At 48.3% G+C, this 16,088-nt stretch carries 18 protein-coding genes; 7 read left to right on the plus strand and 11 right to left on the minus strand.

The genetic code is table 11. The features are described 5' to 3' along the window. The first annotated feature begins 56 nt into the window (after positions 1–56). Positions 57–518 carry a hypothetical protein gene (locus HYX48_06090; GenBank protein MBI2743470.1) on the plus strand — a complete coding sequence of 154 codons (462 nt, stop codon included), beginning with the start codon at positions 57–59 and terminating at the stop codon, positions 516–518. Between the two features lie 15 nt (positions 519–533). Here HYX48_06090 and HYX48_06095 read toward each other — a convergent pair whose 3' ends face one another. Further along, positions 534–1,448 (minus strand): DMT family transporter, encoded by a 915-nt coding sequence (locus HYX48_06095; GenBank protein ID MBI2743471.1) that lies wholly within the window; start codon positions 1,446–1,448, stop codon positions 534–536. Further along, on the minus strand, positions 1,445–2,827 hold the full coding sequence (locus tag HYX48_06100) for a sodium:alanine symporter family protein (protein ID MBI2743472.1): 1,383 nt from the start codon (positions 2,825–2,827) through the stop codon (positions 1,445–1,447). Before HYX48_06100 ends, HYX48_06095 begins: the two co-directional genes overlap by 4 nt. A 59-nt stretch (positions 2,828–2,886) precedes the next feature. On the opposite strand from HYX48_06100, the gene HYX48_06105 reads away from it, so the two are divergent. Further along, on the plus strand, positions 2,887–3,894 hold the full coding sequence (locus HYX48_06105; protein ID MBI2743473.1) for a 3-deoxy-7-phosphoheptulonate synthase: 1,008 nt from the start codon (positions 2,887–2,889) through the stop codon (positions 3,892–3,894). Here HYX48_06105 and HYX48_06110 read toward each other — a convergent pair. After that, entirely contained in the window at positions 3,875–4,468 is a 594-nt protein-coding gene (locus HYX48_06110) for a hypothetical protein (protein ID MBI2743474.1), read from the minus strand. The two genes, HYX48_06105 and HYX48_06110, sit on opposite strands and share 20 nt — an antisense overlap. Positions 4,469–4,531: 63 nt before the next feature. Here HYX48_06110 and HYX48_06115 point away from each other — a divergent pair, with 63 nt between their 5' ends. After that, on the plus strand, positions 4,532–5,047 hold the full coding sequence (locus HYX48_06115; GenBank protein ID MBI2743475.1) for an NUDIX hydrolase: 516 nt from the start codon (positions 4,532–4,534) through the stop codon (positions 5,045–5,047). Positions 5,048–5,208: 161 nt separating this feature from the next. Here the strand turns inward: HYX48_06115 and fumC are convergent, their stop codons facing one another. Genes fumC through HYX48_06155 form a run of 8 tightly spaced genes read right to left on the minus strand, consistent with a single transcriptional unit; the run spans position 5,209 to position 14,112 of the window. Continuing rightward, complete coding sequence (gene fumC, locus HYX48_06120) at positions 5,209–6,588, minus strand: class II fumarate hydratase (GenBank protein MBI2743476.1); 1,380 nt, start codon at positions 6,586–6,588, stop codon at positions 5,209–5,211. A 40-nt stretch (positions 6,589–6,628) separates the two neighbouring features. Continuing rightward, on the minus strand, positions 6,629–7,051 hold the full coding sequence (locus HYX48_06125) for an ATP synthase subunit C (GenBank protein MBI2743477.1): 423 nt from the start codon (positions 7,049–7,051) through the stop codon (positions 6,629–6,631). A gap of 19 nt (positions 7,052–7,070) precedes the next feature. Further along, positions 7,071–8,990, minus strand: coding sequence for a V-type ATP synthase subunit I (locus tag HYX48_06130; protein ID MBI2743478.1), 1,920 nt, complete (start codon positions 8,988–8,990; stop codon positions 7,071–7,073). Continuing rightward, positions 8,987–9,601, minus strand: a complete 615-nt coding sequence (locus tag HYX48_06135) for a V-type ATP synthase subunit D (GenBank protein ID MBI2743479.1) — start codon at positions 9,599–9,601, stop codon at positions 8,987–8,989. Before HYX48_06135 ends, HYX48_06130 begins: the two co-directional genes overlap by 4 nt. 7 nt (positions 9,602–9,608) lie before the next feature. Continuing rightward, positions 9,609–10,913, minus strand: coding sequence for a V-type ATP synthase subunit B (locus tag HYX48_06140; GenBank protein ID MBI2743480.1), 1,305 nt, complete (start codon positions 10,911–10,913; stop codon positions 9,609–9,611). Continuing rightward, the gene (locus HYX48_06145) at positions 10,897–12,678 is read right to left on the minus strand and encodes a V-type ATP synthase subunit A (protein ID MBI2743481.1); all 1,782 of its coding nucleotides are present in this window, start codon (positions 12,676–12,678) and stop codon (positions 10,897–10,899) included. Before HYX48_06145 ends, HYX48_06140 begins: the two co-directional genes overlap by 17 nt. Before the next feature lie 12 nt (positions 12,679–12,690). Next, on the minus strand, positions 12,691–13,464 hold the full coding sequence (locus tag HYX48_06150) for a DUF2764 family protein (GenBank protein MBI2743482.1): 774 nt from the start codon (positions 13,462–13,464) through the stop codon (positions 12,691–12,693). A gap of 3 nt (positions 13,465–13,467) precedes the next feature. Then, on the minus strand, positions 13,468–14,112 hold the full coding sequence (locus HYX48_06155) for a V-type ATP synthase subunit E (protein MBI2743483.1): 645 nt from the start codon (positions 14,110–14,112) through the stop codon (positions 13,468–13,470). Between the two features lie 164 nt (positions 14,113–14,276). On the opposite strand from HYX48_06155, the gene HYX48_06160 reads away from it, so the two are divergent. Genes HYX48_06160 through HYX48_06175 form a run of 4 tightly spaced genes read left to right on the plus strand, consistent with a single transcriptional unit; the run spans position 14,277 to position 16,058 of the window. Beyond that, positions 14,277–14,549, plus strand: coding sequence for a hypothetical protein (locus HYX48_06160; GenBank protein MBI2743484.1), 273 nt, complete (start codon positions 14,277–14,279; stop codon positions 14,547–14,549). Between the two features lie 3 nt (positions 14,550–14,552). Next, complete coding sequence (locus HYX48_06165) at positions 14,553–15,281, plus strand: hypothetical protein (GenBank protein ID MBI2743485.1); 729 nt, start codon at positions 14,553–14,555, stop codon at positions 15,279–15,281. An 8-nt stretch (positions 15,282–15,289) separates the two neighbouring features. Then, positions 15,290–15,550, plus strand: a complete 261-nt coding sequence (locus HYX48_06170; GenBank protein ID MBI2743486.1) for a hypothetical protein — start codon at positions 15,290–15,292, stop codon at positions 15,548–15,550. Beyond that, entirely contained in the window at positions 15,522–16,058 is a 537-nt protein-coding gene (locus tag HYX48_06175) for a hypothetical protein (protein ID MBI2743487.1), read from the plus strand. The genes HYX48_06170 and HYX48_06175 overlap by 29 nt, the downstream gene beginning before the upstream one ends. Positions 16,059–16,088: the final 30 nt, after the last annotated feature.

Raw genomic sequence — 16,088 nt, forward strand, 5'->3', positions numbered from 1 at the left:
TTTACTTCACATTCGATATAGTCTCGTTCCGACCAGATTAATCACAGGAGCTTTCTATGACCTCGACATCTGCTTCGGAACCGCTGCTGCGTGCAAGGGTTGCAAGTGAACCAGTATACCGCGGTGCAGGCGCAGCTTCAAGAGCGGCCCCAGCCAGGCAAGGGTTTGCTGGAGAAGGGGCAAGTTCGATCTCAAGCCTTGCAGATGAGGGAGAAGAAGCTCCTACAAGAAAGTGCATCTCAATTACCTATGATGATGGAAGCATATACCATGGAGAGGTCAACGAAAACAATATACCTGATGGTCATGGCAAAATGCGCTATAATGACAACTGCTATTTCCAAGGGCGCTTTGTAAATGGCCGCAAGGATACCGGGCATATTTGCCATTTAGATCACAAGGGGTGCAGACACACCACTTTTATTAAAAAAGGTAGAGAAGTCGAAGAGGAGTGGTGCGACTGCTGCTATCTGCCAGGAGCAAAAGATGAGGGGCAAAACTGCTGCGCCGTCATGTAGAGTCAGGAAGCTTTTTTAAGTGGGTTTTGCGGGCTTGATGGGACGAGTGTAGAAGATGGCGTAGATGCCGCCTGCGGCTACGAGGATCATGCCGATGATGGAGAGGTAGGTGGGTATCTTATCCCAGAAGAACCAGTCGAAGAGTGCAGAGTAGACAACTGCGGTGTAGGTAAAGGGGCTGAGCTGCGTGGCGCTTCCATAGCGGAAGGCGAGCATAAAAATCGATTGAGCGATGATGGTGATTAGCCCGAGTCCGATGAGCAGAATTAGAGTTTGAGCTGAGAGAGCGGTCCAGGTTGCAATAGAGAATGGAAGGGCGAGCAGAACGCCAGTAAGAAAGAAGTAGAACATCACAACGCGGCTCTTCTCTTTAGATGAGAGCAGTCTAATTGTAATCATCACGACTGCGAGAAAGACTCCCCCGATGAGCGCATAAGTGGCGCCGTAGTTAAAGACTTCGGAGGTGGGTTTCAAAATGAGCATTACGCCGAGAAATCCGAGAAAAATTCCGATCCAGATCTTCTTCTCAATCTTTTTTTTCAACCAGAAGTAGGCAACAAGAGGGACAAAAATCGGTGCCGTATTATTCAGAAGCACGGTGTTTGCAAGCGAGATGCTTCTGATGGCCATAAGAACCATCACAGTATTCAACTGACCAAAAATGCACCTAATCAGCAGTAGGCGAAAAGGGGCTCTCCTCACATCCTTAAAATGGTGCTTTATCACGCTGGGCAAGGTAAAGAGAAGTCCAACCAGATTCTGGAAGAGCATGATAGTGGGGATCTCAGTGCTCTCTTGCAGCTTGCGCGCAAGAGCTACGATACAGGTCGAAAAGAGGCCAAAGATGAGCATGAGAATCACGCCCTTGCGGAAATGGTGAGCCTCATGGAGATGACTCTCATCGAGCGGCTGAAAAAGATCTTTGTTCACGACAGCTCAGCTTCTTTTTTCTCGTGTTTCAAGAGGGCAAAAAAGCCGTTAGCCTCTGCGACAACGACGCCAGAAAGAGCGAAGAGTCCAATGAGGTTGGGAAGGGCCATCAGACCATTCATGATGTCGACAAGAGGCCAGACGATATCAAAGCTCATGATAGCGCCAAAAAAGGCCATGAGACAGAAAAGAATGCGGTAGATTTTTAGCGTCCGCTCCCCTGCCATAAACTCGATGCACTTCTCTCCGTAGTAGGCCCAGCCGATGATGGTTGTATAACCAAAGAGGACGAGGCCGATGGCGACGATCGCTCCCCCGCCGGGAATGACAGATCGAAAGGCTTGCATCACAAGAGGCGCACCATTCAGTGCCCTGCCATCTGCGCCAACCATGCCGAGAACATCAGTTACTGAGACAACGAGGGCTGTGATGGTGCATACGACGATGCTCGACAGAAAGACGCCAGTCATGGAAATAAGAGCCTGTCTTCCGGGGACATCGGTCTTTGCGGCGGCTGCCGCAATCGGAGCGCTTCCAAGGCCTGCTTCATTCGAAGAGACGCCTCTTGCAACTCCCATCTGGATCGCAGCCATCACCGAGGCGCCCAAAAAGCCTCCGAAGGCGGCCTGTCCGGTGAAAGCCGTGGAGACGATATTCATGAGGCTTGCGGGAATGCGCTCATAATGTGCACAGAGGATGATGACTCCTCCAATTGCATACATGAGTGCCATCATGGGCACGAGGTATGAGCTCACCTTCCCGATGGTTTTAATGCCGCCTAGGATGACGACAGAGGTAAACATCATGAGAATGATACCGCACCAGAGCGGAGAGAGGCCAATGAGGTCGTGCATCGCAGCTGCAATCGAATTGGACTGGGTCATATTGCCGCCAGCAAATGCCGATAGGGCGCCAAAGACCGCAAAAACAACGCCTAGCCAGCGCCAACCAAGTCCCTGAGTGATGTAGTACATGGGACCGCCGCACATCTCTCCGCGCTTATCCACGATGCGGTATTTGACTGCGAGGATCGCCTCAGCGAATTTTGTGACCATTCCGATGAGGGCGATCACCCACATCCAGAAGATCGCGCCAAAGCCGCCAGCCACGATTGCAGTTGCAACTCCAGCAATGCTTCCAATGCCGATCGTCGCAGCAAGTGCTGTCATTAACGATTGGAACTGGCTAATATCCCCCTCAGCATTGTCGTCGCTGCGGGTGAAGGCGAGTTTAAGAGAGTAGGCGAGGTAGCGAAACTGCATCCCTTTTAGGCGGACAGTAAGGAAAACTCCAAGCCCGCATAAGAGGATGACTAGACAGTAGTTCCACATCCAGCTGTCGATGTGATTTAGAAACGAGACAATAGAGGTTGAAATCATGGCCGACCATACTAATCGATCCTTTGAATTTTTGGCGAGCCGTGGTAAGTTATTACATTATGTTTGAATATAAGAACTTCCCATCTCCTGCAGATTTAAAAGCCGAACTCCCCCTGGAAAATGAGGAGAGAGCGTTTATTGAAGGGAGCCGTAAAGCAGCCCAAGAGATCGCCTCAGGAAGAGATGGACGCCTCGCGATCATCACAGGTCCCTGTTCAATCCACGAAATAGAAGGCGCCCTAGATTATGCAAGAGAGCTGAAGAAGCTCTCCTTAAAAATAGAGGAGAGCTCTTTTCTGGTCATGCGCGTCTACGTGGAGAAATCCAGGACGGGTGTGGGATGGAAGGGTCTTCTTTACGATCCACACCTGGATGGCTCCTCCTCAATTGAAGCGGGCCTCCGCCTCTCCCGACAACTTTTTATTGAGCTTGCAAAGTTAAGAGTTCCAATAGCCGTTGAGTTTGTAGACCCGCTCGTATCGCTCTACTTCGACGACCTGATCACATGGGGCTTTATCGGAGCGCGAACCTCCTATTCACAACCACATAGACAGCTAGCCTCTTCTCTCCCCTTTCCCATCGGTTTCAAAAATGGTCTTGATGGGGATCTGGACCAGACTCTTCATAGCATCCTCTCTTCAAAAGCGCCGCACACTTTTTTATATGTCGATAACGAAGGGAAGCTTGCGCCTAAACAGAGCTCTGGCAACCCGTGTTCTCATCTCGTTCTCAGAGGGTCTTTAAGTGGAACCAACTACGACGAGGAGTCTGTGAATAGAGCATGTGAAAGCCTAAAAGAGCAGAGCCTCTCTCCTAGGCTCCTAATCGATTGCGCGCATGGGAATAGCCAAAAGGATTATGAAAAACAGAAAGAAGTTTTTGCTGCCGTAATACAGCAGGTGCAAAAGGGAAGCGATCGGATCATGGGAGTGATGTTAGAAAGCCACCTGCATGCTGGCAGCCAGCGCTTCGATCTCGACGGTTCACCACTTAAATATGGCATTTCAATCACAGACCCCTGCCTCGACTGGATCTCAACAGAAGAGCTCATTCTGTCGACTGTCTAAACAGATCCTTCTCCATTTTTCCAATTAGTTCGCTCTCTTCTTCAAAGTAGGGATCTTGCGCATATAGCTCTTCATCGAACGCATCGGGATCATCGGGCCTCTCTTCTGGCTCGAGCTCGACATTTTCGATAGGAGGGAAAGTCTGATCATCGATCTTAACCAGATTGACCCAGAGCTTGTGCGTCCACTCTTTATAAATCTGGTTGTCGTCAGTGACGATCTCAACGCGATAGGTTAAGATCCCCTGAGTCTCCTCATACTCCTTGTCTAGGACTGAACAGGTCTCGTAACCGGTGCGTCTATTGAGAGGGAGTGTGATCGTCTTTTCTGTAAAATTCCAATAGATGATTTTAATGATGAGCTGAGGCTTCTTTTCTAGAAGTGCAGAGGGAACCCACCAGTGAATGACAAGCTTCTGCCCAGTCGGAGGATGTGCTTGCCGTGGGTCGGGCGTGGCTACGTAGGTACTGGCAAGGTAGCGAGCGTCGATCCACTCCTGCCTGACAGAGAGGTAGCTTCCCCCACAGGACGCGAGCAGAATTAGAAGGCTGGCGCAAAGAATTTTTTTAAACACTGGCGCTCTTTTTTGATGAATGCTTATTATGTACCGTCGTAATTAATTTCTCGAGATATTTTCATGCCCGAAAAGCCGCAAGAAGCCGTTGCTGTGATCATCCTGAATGAGGAGCAAACTTCTATTGTGCTTGTAAAAAGACGCGACATTCCAGTGTGGGTACTTCCAGGAGGAGGAATCGATCGCGGCGAGTCTCCAGAAGAGGCAGCTCTCAGAGAGGCGCTTGAAGAGACGGGTTTTGAAGTGAAGATCGTTCGGAAAATTGCGGAATACCTTCCAGTCAACCGCTTGACGCAGCGCACCCACTATTTCGAGTGCAGAATTGCAAGTGGTGAGGCGAGAAGCAGTAGGGAGACAAAAGCAGTGGCTTTTTTCGATGTCAGAGCGCTTCCCAAGCTGCTTCCCCCTTTTTATAAGAATTGGATCGATGACGCCTTAGCAAATAAACCTGAACTCATTTGCAAAAAGATTGAAGACGTCAACTACTTCATCCTCGTGAAGCTCCTCCTCCAACACCCGATACTCGTCGGCAGATATCTCCTCACCAAGCTCGGCATCCACCTCAACCACTCCGACTAAGAAAGAGGGAGAAGATCGGGCGCGGGCACGCACACGGGCTCGTTCACGAAAAAAAAGATAAAGAAAGAAGTCCTTTCTTCTTCTCTTACCCGCTCCCGTTTCTTTCTTTCGTGAACGAGCCCGTGTGCGTGCCCGCGCCCGATCTTCTCCCTCTCTTCTCTTCAGATCATTTTTTTGGGATCGACGATCTCATCGAATTTTTCGGGAGTGAGAAAGCCGAGGGATACCGCGGCCTCTTTTAGGGTGGTTCCTTCGGTGTACGCCTTCTGGACAACTTTTGCTGCCTTGTCATAACCGATGGCAGGATTGAGTGCTGTGGCAAGCATGAGCGAGTTATTCAGATGTTCAGCAATACGCTTCTTATTGGGCTCGATGCCCACGAGGCAGCGCTTGTGAAAATTCAACGCGACATCTCCAAGCAGTCGAATCGACTGGAGGAGGTTATAGATCATGACGGGCTTGAAAACATTGAGCTCAAAATTTCCAAGCGAGCCTGCAATTGCGATGGTCGTATCATTCCCAATCACTTGAGCTGCAACCATCGTCATCGCTTCGCTCTGTGTGGGGTTCACCTTGCCTGGCATGATCGAAGAGCCGGGCTCATTGCTAGGAATAAAAATCTCGCCGAGGCCGCTTCTTGGGCCCGAAGCGAGCCAGCGGATATCATTTGCAATCTTCATGAAAGAGCAGGCGACTCTCTTTAAAGCGCCACTGGCCTCGACAATAGCATCATTAGCTGCAAGAGCTTCAAATTTATTTGGAGCGGTAATGAAAGGATAGCTGGTGAGCTTTGCAATCACTGCTGCAGTCTGCTCTCCGAATTTGGCGGGAGCATTAATCCCTGTTCCAACTGCTGTTCCCCCAAGGGCGAGTTCGCTTAAGCTTGCAAGGGTTGCTTTAAGCGCGCGGATCCCATGCTCAATTTGCGAGGCGTATCCTGAAAACTCCTGACCAAGTGTAAGGGGTGTTGCATCCATGAGATGGGTGCGTCCAATTTTAACGATCCCCTTGAACTCCTCTGCCTTTTTTTCAAAGCCTTTACAGATGGTTTCAAGCTTTGGAAGGAGCTGGTCTCGAATAGCTAAAACAGCCGCAATGTGCATGGCAGTGGGAAAGACATCATTCGAGGATTGCGATTTATTCACATCATCGTTCGGATGGATCGGGTCTTTCGACCCTAACTTTCCACCGACCATTTCAATCGCTCGATTGCTGATGACCTCGTTGACATTCATGTTTGTCTGAGTGCCAGAACCCGTCTGCCAGACGACGAGTTCAAAGTGGTCGTGAAGCTTCCCCTCAATAATCTCGTCGCAGACGCCAACGATAAGTTCTTTTTTTTCTCGAGGGAGGAGTCCCAGTTCGGAGTTCACGATCGCGCAAGCTTTCTTCACGATGCCGAGAGCTTGAATGAGCTCCATGGGCATCTTCTCGGTACCGATAGGAAAATTATCGATGGAGCGTTGAGTTTGGGCGCCGTAATACTTGTGCACAGGCACCTCTACTTGGCCCAGGCTATCTGTTTCCACCCTCTTCTTCACGGCTTAACTCCTCCATTTACCCTCTTATTACCTCGAAAGGCTATATCAAGAGAAGGGCAAAGACGAATGCGAAGAGTGAAAACGACTCTACGATTCCAAGCGCTGCAAAGCACTTTCCGATAATCGCGGGCTGTTTGGCAGAGGCTTGAATTCCTGACGCCGCGCACATTCCCTGATAAACCGAGGAGACGAGAAGAGCAAGTCCAACGGAAAAGCCGATTCCAATTGCTGTAAGTGGGCTTAGAGTTCCAGCTTGAATGCTGTTCTTCATCAGAATCATGAGTACGAATCCATAGATCGACTGAGATGAGGCGACCGCCGACATACCGATAAATGTTCCATGGTTCTCTTCAACTCTACTCATCACCGCATGTGAAGCCATCCCCGCAATACCGCAACCGATCGAGCTTCCGACGCATCCCATTCCCAACACAAGGGCGGGTCCTACCATTGCAAAATCCATATGAACTCCATTCTACTTTCTAAGGTTTAAGTTTTTTTAAAGGTCTGAACAGCTTCCCCCCTCCTTCAAAGGAGTAGTGGTACCATTCGATGACATTAAGACGCATGCCGTGAATCACCCCTGACATGCTGCATAGAGTGAGATTCACTGCATGTCCGAATAGAATCACGAGAAATCCTAGAACCAGGCCGATATTCATCCCCAGATCGTTAAAAGTGAGAGCCATCATCGATCCGGCAAGAGCAAGAGCGTATAGACGAAGATAAGAGAGGACATCGGCAAAGACTTGTATTAGATTTGCAATCTCAGAAATTCCCTTGAGCCGCTTCTGAATGAGGGCGAGAACAACGGCAAGGCCCATTCCACCATAAACCAGTTGAAGGCCGATCTTCGCTGCCTCTTCCGGCTGAATAATGCCTGTGAAATGAAGAAGAGAGGTGCACTTGAGTATCGAGGGGAAGTAGAGGTAGCCGCCAACCATAAAAGCGACCCAGCCAATTCCAGCTAGGTTTCTTCTGAGATAGCGGAAAAAAGAGGTGGCGACGTGGATCACTCCGATCAAGAGGGAGAATTCGAGCAGGATGTTATCTTTAAACTCATCGTACATCTCGTAACTTATCTTGGAATTTTTCGTCTCAGTTGCCCGCATTAAAAACTCTTCACTATTTGTCGCGGTAGCGGTTTGAGGAAACTTCTCTGTCCAGTACTTATAAACATCATCTTTTTTAGCGAAATGATATGCGGCCTTCTTCTCAACCAGGAAACCGGTAAGCGAGAATTTCGATACAGAGCTGTGCGGCGCAAAATCAATGCCAAAAAATGAAGAGGTAGCGACTCCCCATAGAATGCAGCTAATGGCAAGCACGCCAAGAAGTTTAATGAAGCGCTTAGCCATAGCTTTCGCTTGAGGAAATTTGTAGTGGAGCAAGACGGCAGTGGCAAGGAAGAGAAGGCCATATCCACCATCTGCTACGATAATGGCAAAAAAGAGGGCGAAAGCCCAGAAAAGCCACCCGGAGGGGTCCTTATCGCGGGTAGAAGGGATATCGTAGATTCTTACTAGATCTTCTCCGATGCGGTTGGTCCCCTTGTTTTCCATATAGGTGGGCACACGATCAGCTTCTTCGATCGAGATCTCCTCCGCGCCTATCGTCATCCCATCCATCATTGCAAAAACTGAGGCGACCTTATTTTCTGGAATCCAAGCTTCAACTGCAAAAAAATTCTTCTCGAGAGGAAAGCTCACTTCCTTCTTCGCTGCAATGAGATCGTGGTCATTTAGTTTTTCAACAAGGACATGGTGAAGAAAGTCTATATGCCCTGCCAGGCCTTTTAACTCAGCCTCTAGAAGGTGTAGAGACTCTTGGATGAAAGAGTGGTGGTTCTGCAACTGTCCCACAGAGCGGTCGATGCGCATTTCGATCATTCCGGAATATGAGGTCCTCTCTGGATTAATAGCGATAAAGTAGTCGAGATCGTAAACGGTGTCGACATAGATCACCTCATCAGGAAAACTGGTCTGAAGACTCTTTGCAGTCTTTATACAGAAGAATTGAACCTTTCTTTTACCAAGCTCTTCGATAAGCTCGACATCTTCCATTGAGAAGTCACCAAAGGGAGCAACGCGCAAGATCTCAGCTTCAAGGATTCGCATCTCCTCCGAAAGCTTATCAATCTCCGCTTTAAGCGAGAGAATTCTCTCTGCAATCTCCATAGCAAAAGCCGATGAGCCACCACCTACATAGGGCTTCTTAACAGGGAGCTTGCGCAAAATTTTGATCGCCGACAGGAGCATCTGGATGTCATTGGGAAGCTCAACAGGCTTACGACCAGCTGGATGGATAAATTCGATATATCCTTGATGTTGAGCGCGCGAAAAGAAGTCGTCTATAACATCTTTTACTCCGAAAAAAAGGTACTTCTTAAGTGGAATAATCACGATGAAGCAGCCTTCTTTTTCAGAATTTTCTGTTTAGAAACTTTTGCTTGAGAAACAGCAGCGAGCAGAACATCCCCCAAAAAGATTTTGATTTTTTTGATATTTTCCTGAGCTCGAGGAATTAAGATTTTTTCGAAAAGGTTTACTCGAATCGACACCTCGCGCAGCTCATTTTCCAGAGCGGTCTTCTTCTCTCTGGCTATGCGGATCTTCTCTCGAATATTAATAAGTTCACGCACCCCTTCAGTTGCAGGCTCCATCCAGACAGGAGTGTCGAAGAGCGAGTAGGTGGGTTCGTGAAAGACCACCTCTTCAAAGTAGGGAATCTCAACACCTGCGATATTCTCCACGCGCTTCTTCACCTCTACGACAGTTACAGCAGAGAAGAGATCTGAGGCGTTCTTATCAGACAAGAGCACAGAGAAGCGCTTGACGCGCTCTTCCATTCTGCCAAAGTGAATAGTAAGATCTTCGATCTCTTGCTGAGCTTGAAAAACCTCTACTTGCAAGAGAGCCTTTTTCAGCTGCAAAGTAGGAAGATACTTCTTCAGCTGATCTAATCTGACCTGCTGAGACCTAAGTTCTGTCTTTGTGAGCTTGATCTGGGCCATCTATCTCCTATCGCTTCTTCGGCCAATACTTGTCGACATACGCCTGCTTTACTCCCACTTCATGCATCTCAAAACACTCACTAAGCGTCTTCCAGCCTAAATCTAGAGCCTCTTCCAACGTATAGTTAACTTCGAGATTCATCATCCGCTCTTCAAAGAGACTGGCATACTGGAGCAGCTTCTCATCCCATCTCGAGAGCTTAAATCCCATGCTTTCGCGCTCGCGCGCTTTCTTCGAATCTGCGTAGAGACGGATCTGCGCATTCGCAATATCGCCATGGTCTTCGCGCGTTACCTTTCCAATCACCTGCTGCTTAAGACGAGAAAGAGAGCCGAAAGGATCTATTCTTCCACCGTGTAAATAGAACTGCCCCTCAGTGATGTAACCGGTATTATCCGGAATAGGATGGGTGACATCGCCTCCAGGCATCGTCGTTACAGAAATAATTGTAATAGAGCCGCTTCCATCGATATCAACAGCCTTCTCATAGCGTGAAGCAAGATCCGAATAGAGAGAGCCCGGGTAGCCGCGGTTCGAGGGAACCTGGTCCATTGTGATCATAATCTCTTTAATCGAATCGGCAAAAGCGGTCATGTCGGTTAAAAGAACAAGGACATCCTTGTCTTGCACCGCAAATTTCTCAGCGCAAGCTAGTGCCATATCTGGCACGAGCACGCACTCTACAGCTGGGTCGGTGGCTTTATGGATGAACATGATCGTCTTTTCTAACGAGCCCGCCTTCTCAGCATTATCGATAAACGCTTGGTAGTCATCGAAACGGAGCCCCATTCCCCCAATAATGACCACATCAGCATCTGTCTGATTGGCGATACGCATGAGCAGCGCATTATAGGGCTCTCCAGCAACAGAAAAGATCGGTATTTTCTGAGACTTCACAAGGCAGTTAAACACATCGATCATCGGAATATTTGTTCTTACGAGATCACGAGGGATGATACGTCTCACTGGATTGAATGACGGAGTCCCGATCTCGATCGCCTCTCCCATGATTGCGGGGCCATTATCGATCGGCTCCCCTACTCCATTAAGCCTCCGTCCCAACAAGGCATCGCTGCAGGTCGCATGCATCTCTTTACCCAGAAATGTCACTCTATCATTCGTAGAGAGGCCTCGCGTATTTTCAAAGCATTGAAGAGTGACGCGGTCCTTATCGATTTGCAGCACTGAGGCATAGGTGCTCTGCCCGCTTCGCTTCTGAATAAGAGCGACCTCTCCCAGGCTAACCCCTTCTGCTAACACTGTCAGAAGGTTGCCTCGCATGTCTACAATTCTGTCATAGATCTTTTTCATGGTCCTTCCTCTTTACCGATTCAACGCGCTTTTCAGCATTTGCAAAGGTATTCCGGTAGTGTTCAGATTTGAATGGCATAAAGTTGGTGTTTTTTATCTCATTCTGCAGCTCTAAAAAGAAGTTGCGAGCCTGATCGTGATTATCAAAATCAAATGGGATCTCAAAAATGCGGCTCACTAGCTTGAAAAGAGGAATCTGCCTCTCTAAAGGAGAGTAGGTATCTTCTTTATCGAATGCATTCTGCTGCAGGTAGCAGAATTCAAAAAGCTCACTCTTCAGATAGGTCAACATATCATTGAGAGAGATCCCCGCTTCACCCACAACTTCCATTCTCTTGCCAATCTCGTCGCCTTCTCGCAAGATCTTGGCAGCTATTTTAACCATCCTGTCCCATCCCTCAACGCGCTGGCCGAGCTCGGCGGCAACGACATCGATATACTTACTCCAAGAGATGAGAGGATCAATTGCAGGATAGCGCCTCGCATCCGACCTCGCCCTTGAAAGGCCCAGGAATGCGCCTACAACTGAAAGAGTCGCCTGAGTAACGGGTTCTTCAAAGTTTCCCCCAGCAGGAGAAACGGCTCCTCCAATCGTAAGAGACCCCTTCTTCCCATGCTTCATAAGCAGAACGCCCGCTCTCTCGTAGAAAGCTGCGATTCTAGAAGAGAGATAGGCTGGGAAGGCCTCCTCTCCAGGAATCTCTTCAAGTCTGCCAGACATCTCTCTCATCGCCTGAGCCCATCTCGAAGTTGAGTCTGCAAGCAGAAGGACATCCAAGCCCATCTGTCTATAATATTCGGCAATGGTGGCCCCCATGTAGATGGAGGCTTCTCGTGCCGCAACAGGCATAGATGAGGTGTTGCAAATAATCACGGTGCGATTGATCAGCGGCTCGTTAGTGTGCGGATCCGTGAGATGTGGGAAGGTACGCAGAACTTCGACAACCTCTCCGGCTCTCTCTCCGCATGCGACAATAACGACGATATCAACAGAAGAGTATTTAGAGAGATGGTGTTGTAGAACTGTTTTTCCAGCTCCAAACGGACCAGGAGAGCAGAAAGTTCCGCCTTTAAGCACAGGGAAGCCCGTATCGATGATACGCATCCCGGTATCCATCATCTTTGTCGGCTTCACTTTTTCGCCTTCAGAAAGCGGCATCTTTACAGGCCACTTCTGCACCATCGTGAAAGAGTGCTCTCCACCCTTCTCATCGACAGCTTTTGCGATGACAGTATCTATCGAATAAGAGCCGGGCTTGATCACCCAAGTCACCGTGTATACACCATACAGTGCAAAGGGAACCATGATCTGATGGTGGAATCTGCCCTCCATTGTGAATCCGAGATAATCCCCGCGAACCACAGTGTCGCCAACTTTCACCGATGGGTGGTAGTCCCAGTGCCTGTTTCTATCTAGAGGAGGCATGTAGACGCCTCTTGAGAGAAAGAGGCCCGTTGCATCTGCCACCTTCTCAAGAGGATTTTGTAATCCATCCAGAATAGAGGTCAAAAGACCCGGACCGAGTTCTGCTTCCAGAAGGTGTCCAGTAAATTCAACAGGCGTACCCAGGTGTATTCCGCGGGTATCTTCAAAAACCTGGATCTTGGCTTCGTTCCCCACGATCTCGATCACTTCCGCTTTCAGACCCACTTCGCCAAGGCGGATGACTGCCACCTCTCCCTGCCGAATATCTCCCTGAAACACCACGTGTAAAAGGTTGCCAAATGCCTTAACTACTTTTCCAGATGCTAGCTCTCGCGTCATTCTATGAACCTATTATCCAGTTTTAAGTGATTCCAGAATCATCTTTCCTCTAACTTCGTCGAGCTCATTCCAATGCTCAACAATCATTAGCTGCGCCATATAGGCTAAAATCCAGTCGATTGAAAAAAGTGGACGCTCGACCATCTCTTCAATCTTCTTGAAGCGCCAAGTCGCAAATACTTTATACCTCTGCCAGGGATCTGGGCCGCACGATAGAATCAGCTCCTTAAGCTCTTGCCACTCTACAGGAGGCTCATAAACGGGAGCATCCTTCTGAGCGAGTATCTGCGCTGCAAGGGTGTTTGAGAAATCTTCAAACTGCAACTCATGGACAATGTCCCGACCTAGCTCCTTTGCACGCAGAGCTGCCATCACAAGCCTCCAGTCGTGTTCAAAAGCTAAATACTTGCGAAGAAAACCCTTCTGCTTGGGCGTCTCTTCAGCAAAAAACTTTGAGAGGAGCCCAAAAAAGTGCTTAAGCCGCTCCGTTACGGTCTCATACTGATCGAGAAAATCAAAAACGTAAGAGGGAAGAATATTGTGAATAAGAAGAGCTTCATCCAGCTCCTGCTCATCTAGATTCCCCCGTAAATCGATCGGCTCCTCAAGCAGCAGCGAGCGGATGTTTTGAAGATCGACAATTCGTCTTAACACGACAGTCTTCTCGAGATCCTCTTTAGAGAGATTGATCTCGAGCCTGGCTTTAAGCTCTTCAAAGGTAACCTCAGGCTTCTCACCTAAAACGAGAGGAGGAAGAGAGGCTGCTACAAAGTAGTAATTTCCCATACGCTATTTCTTGTGTCCAGAAACGCCTTCAAAAAAAGTCTCTCGGAAATCTTTCCGAATGTAGCCCGCAATCAACTCATATAGTGCTGTATCGGACAGATCAAGGGTGATGTTCTCTTTTTTAAGTTTCACCTCAACACCCCCACCAATTTGGGAGATGAGAACGCTCTTCTCCTTCAACCTCTCTAAAATCTCTTTTGCGAGTAGAGCGTTGACCTCCTTTGCAGGAATAGAAGAAGCGATGAAAGCGGAGAGGTCGGTCTCTTTACCCTCTTTCTCTATCGCCTTGATGACTGCAGAGATAAGATTTGCAAGCACTTGAGGATTTTGCAGGGGTTTGGAGAGCTGGTGTGACAGCTCGCGATTGAAGAGCTTCTCTTCGATGGTCTGTCTTAGAAACTGCAAGGTCTGCTTGCTAGCCTGATTTAAAGCTGATTGAAAAGTCGCCTGCTCGCGTACAAGCTTCTCTTTCCCTTCATCTAAAAGAAGAGAGGCTTGTTTCTTGGCATGAGCAATAATCTTCTCAGCCTCTTCTCGCGCTCTAAGAACGATCTCTTCCGCTTCTAGTAATGCTGGCTCAAGAGTCTCTTTTCTAAGAGCATCGCAGATCTTCTTCACCTTCTCTTTACCGGATTCTATACCCTTCATGGATCATCCCAAGATTAAAAAAATTATCGATCTTCGCCATAACTTATTGCCCGCACTCGCATATTTTTCAATGCAATTTCAGAAAAGCAAGAAAAAATTGCACGAAAGTCCCAGCTTGTGACATAAAGCTTATCTAAACACTCAACTCACACACTACTGGCTGGATGATGAAAAAGTCTATCGCAACACTGCTGGTCCTTCTCCTCACCATGCACCCTCTATACTCCACCGATCCACTTACTCAACACCAAAAAAATACAGACGCCCTTTATCGTCAAGGAGCCGGGGCTGAAGATGGCGGCTACTCGGCTATCTCCCTTTCAATGTTTGGCTGGGGTGTAGGTCTCGTTGCCGGAATCGCAGTCCTAGCTGCAGTCCTCCATCAGAGCAAATCGGGCCACAACCACTCCGACAGCTCCAAAGGCCAGTGCCACTAAATTATGCTTAAGCAAATTGGCTTTGTTTTTGCAGCTCTTCTTCTCTCTGTTAACGCCTATTCCGCTCACTGCCTTTTTACTCCACCAGAAAAGTGGGAGTTTGCTGATCCAACCTACCTCTCCCCACGCGTCGTCGTCGGCTTCATCGGAGAGCTCCGTAAAAATTTTCGCCCCTCTTTAAATCTCTCTATCGAAGATGGCGTCGAGGTCGAAATTGGAGAGTATTTAAAATCTGTTAAAGCCCTCCACGAAAAAGAGCCAGGAAGAAGATGGAGAGACTTGGGCTCCTTTTCAACTTTGGCAGGACAAGCCCACCTCACCTCACTAGACACTAAAGCAAAAAACGGCGAAGCGAGACTTTTGCAACTCATCCTCTTAAGAGACAAGAAGGCCTATACACTTACTGCCGCTGTTTCCAAAGAGGAGTTCTTCGACTACTACAAGGATTTTGAAAAGACCTTTCGCTCCGTCCGCCTCGTTGATGACCTTTTGGACTCCCTGCAGGATCCCTCTAAAAAAGAGGCGTGCATTCTTGCAAAAAATCAACTTCGCAAGCAGTGGAATGATAGTCGAGAGAAGTTCTCTTCATCCGAAACACATTTTACAGACCAGACCTTCCAAAAAGAGGTGTGGATCCCCTTTCAACAGCGCATCGCGAATGAGACGAGCGAATGGGGCCCTTACGGCCAGCTCGCTTTTCTCCTTGAGACGCAACAAGAACTTTTTAACTGAGGTTTTTCATGGGCAGAGGTTTTATCTCTACTTTTATCGCCTGCACTCTTCTCTTGTCTAACACAAGTTATGCTGCTACCAGCCCCGAGGGCGAAACCATACGCGGACCTAAACGGGTCAGCAAGCTCCCTCCCGAAAACAAGTACAATCCAAAGAAGTGGAGCAAGTATGCCATTGCAGCTGGTGCTGTGATCATCGCTGTTGTGACTCTCGTTCTTGTCTCTCGTCATCACAAAGACCATGAACACCACAAGCACCATCACCACTAGATGTTGCTATACCTTCTTTCTGCTTCTAGGCCTCCTCTTTGCGACTGCATGTGCAAAAGAGGATAATTGGGCGCTAAATAGCGTGAGAAGTGGAAGCGCACCTTTTAGCTCTACAAAACTCAGCTATCCTGCAAAAGATAAGATCAATGGAATTGGATTCGAACTCCTCTCCACGAGTGAAAAGATACGCATCTATTTAAATGTTCATTCTGAAGCAGTTCCAGCCTACGAAGGCGACACCCAGAAAGCCCTTGTAAGAATCGCTACAAAAAATAGAAAACAGGTGATTCTCGCCCATCGGCGCTCTGGGGGCCAGAGACTCCTTCTCCCCGAATCGATCTACCCATTCATCCTTGCAACTCTTGAAAATGGACACTCTATTACTTTTCAAATTCCCGGTTACATAGCAACTATTGAACCCGAAGGATTTTCAAAAAATTTCGAGAAGATGCAGCACCCCTCGCGCCTACAGGAACTATCCACCCGTTTTGAAAGCTTTGATTTTTGAGGAGTTTTTGGCACAATGAAGGGAAATATT

It is taken from the genome of Chlamydiales bacterium (genome assembly GCA_016185065.1).
Classification (GTDB): domain Bacteria; phylum Chlamydiota; class Chlamydiia; order Chlamydiales; family Rhabdochlamydiaceae.